Source organism: Palleronia salina (genome assembly GCF_900141995.1).
GTDB lineage: Bacteria > Pseudomonadota > Alphaproteobacteria > Rhodobacterales > Rhodobacteraceae > Palleronia > Palleronia salina.
The window spans coordinates 1-2394 of sequence record NZ_FQZA01000030.1; the positions used below are offsets into that span (position 1 = coordinate 1).

Annotated in this window: 3 protein-coding genes and 1 pseudogene; all 4 read left to right on the forward strand. The window is 56.8% G+C overall.

Features of this window, described 5'->3' with window-relative positions; translation table 11 throughout:
- The first annotated feature begins 150 nt into the window (after positions 1 to 150).
- Complete coding sequence (locus BUB76_RS17250; protein WP_139250925.1) at positions 151 to 762, forward strand: hypothetical protein; 612 nt, start codon at positions 151 to 153, stop codon at positions 760 to 762.
- A gap of 40 nt (positions 763 to 802) precedes the next feature.
- Complete coding sequence (locus tag BUB76_RS17785) at positions 803 to 922, forward strand: integrase core domain-containing protein (protein WP_139250926.1); 120 nt, start codon at positions 803 to 805, stop codon at positions 920 to 922.
- Positions 923 to 1135: 213 nt separating this feature from the next.
- Positions 1136 to 2170: an NAD-dependent epimerase/dehydratase family protein gene (locus BUB76_RS17260; RefSeq protein WP_073130714.1), complete on the forward strand. Its 1035-nt coding sequence runs from the start codon at positions 1136 to 1138 to the stop codon at positions 2168 to 2170.
- A gap of 147 nt (positions 2171 to 2317) precedes the next feature.
- Positions 2318 to 2394, forward strand: a pseudogene (locus tag BUB76_RS17790) (IS5/IS1182 family transposase); the annotation flags it as partial.

Below are 2394 nucleotides of genomic sequence, written 5' to 3' on the forward strand. Positions count from 1 at the left end.
GGCCTCCGGCGCCGGAGAGCATCATAGCCGTCGACCGGCGACCAGCGATGCACTAACAATCAACCTGGACCACTCGGTTGGGGCAGCTCAAAGTTGATCCTCCCCCACTGAAGTGGTCCGCCTTTATGTTTAGGGAAACGGAGGACCAAAATAGCTACGAAGCGACACAAGCCGGAAGAGATTGTCACGAAGCTACGGCAAGTTGAGGTTCTTGTCGGGCAAGGGAAAGCGCGCGTTGATGCGATCCGCGAGGTGCGCGTCACCGAGCAGACCTACTACCGCTGGCGCAAGCAGTATGGCGAGACGGGGGCCGCGATCAACGTGAAGAAGGGCCAGTTCTTGGCGCCTTGGGACATGAGCAACGTAACCAAGAAGATCGCCTCGACCGGCAACGCGCGCATCCTGCTGTGCGACCGGGGTACAAGCTTCGGCTACAACACCTTGGTCAGCGATTTCCGCGCTCTGCCCACCATGGTGCATACCGGCTATCCGGTGGTCTTCGACGCCACCCATTCGGTGCAGCAGCCCGGCGGCCAGGGCACCACCAGCGGCGGGCAGCGCGAATTCGCGCCCGTGCTGGCTCGCGCGGCCTGCGCGGTGGGGGTGTCGGCGCTGTTCATCGAGACGCATGAAGATCCCGACAACGCCCCCTCGGACGGGCCCAACAAGATCCCCGTGAACCGGATGGAAGCTTTGATCGGGCAGCTCAGGGCGATCGACGACCTGACCAAATCGCAGTCCGAGATACCGCTTTCGGCCTGACCCTCCCGACACATCGAACCGTCCATTGGAAAGGGTTTTCATGAATAACGAAGAAATAACCCGGATCACCGAATGGAAGATCGACTACAACGAAGAACGGCCGCATTCGGCGCTCGGAAACTATGCGGCCCAACTGCAACGAGCCCAGAAGGTCGCATGAAACCCGGAACAAAGAAGGGTTGAAGTCCACCTGGTCGGAAACTCCAGCTTCAAACGGTCCAGTTCTCAGTGGGCAGAGCACCTCAAAGGAGGCCGGGTCAGTGTCGGTCGTGCGAGAGAGGGGGCTAGTTATCACGCGGATAAATCCGTATCACCGTCAGCGAGCTTGTGGTCGTGGGTCAGATCCCAAGGCGGAAATGGAGTATCTTTTTCTATGCGAGACAATCAGCGATCCGCCAAGCATGCCCCCCGTGTCTTCGTCACCGGAACGGCTGGATTTATCGGATTTCACCTTGCCGCGCGGCTGCTGCAGGAAGGCTGCGCAGTCGCCGGCTACGATGGGATGACTGATTATTACGACGTGCGCCTCAAGCAGAGGCGCCACGCCATGTTGCATCAGAATAACGGGTTCACAGCGACTGAATCCCTTTTGGAGGAACGGGAGACGCTCGAGCGTGCAGTCACGGATTTTGCACCCGATATCATCGTTCATCTTGCCGGCCAGGCCGGGGTGCGTCACAGCCTTGAAAATCCCTTTTCCTATATACAGTCAAATGTCGTCGGCACCATGAGTGTGCTGGAATCGGCTCTGAAAGCGGATGTCAGCCATTTGCTGATGGCATCAACCTCGTCCGTCTACGGGGCCAATATCGAGATGCCATTCCGGGAGAGCCAGAAAACTGATACACCGCTCACGATCTACGCCGCCACCAAACAGGCGAACGAGGTGATGGGTCATGCGTGGGCCCATTTGCACGAAATGCCCATCACGGTTTTTCGGTTTTTTACGGTCTATGGCCCGTGGGGGCGCCCGGACATGGCCCTTTTTAAATTTACCAAGGGTATCCTTGAGGGAACGCCGATCGATATTTATAATTGTGGAGATATGTGGCGAGATTTTACCTATATTGATGATCTAGTTTGTGCGATCCGCCTTCTGATCGACACTGTACCCGGTGAGTCGGAAATGGCAGTCGAAGGCGATACTTTAAGCAATGTTGCCCCATTCCGCGTTGTTAACATCGGAAACTCCAACAAGGTTAGGCTTCTGGATTTTGTTGAGGCCATAGAGGAGGAGATCGGCCAAAAGGCAATTCGAAATCTGATGCCGATTCAACCCGGAGACGTCCCTGCTACATGGGCGGATTCAACCCTGCTGCAGCGTCTTACGGGTTTTCAGCCACAGACCTCCTTTCGTGAAGGTGTTGCCCGCTTTGTCAAATGGTACCGACATTATTACGATGTTTGAGCGGTGCGCCACATCTTCGTCCCGCGCGAGGTCCATGGATCAAGGCCGTTCAGGTTGGAATGCGTCAACGCGCCAATCCCTTAGGCTCAGGACCCATTGATCTGATCGGAGGGGCGTGATTCACCGCCCAAAAAACTGAGCGGTGACATGTCTGATCTCTTCTGGCTCAGCGATGCGCAGATGGCGCGTCTGGAGCCCTACTTCCCGAAGTCCCATGGCAAGCC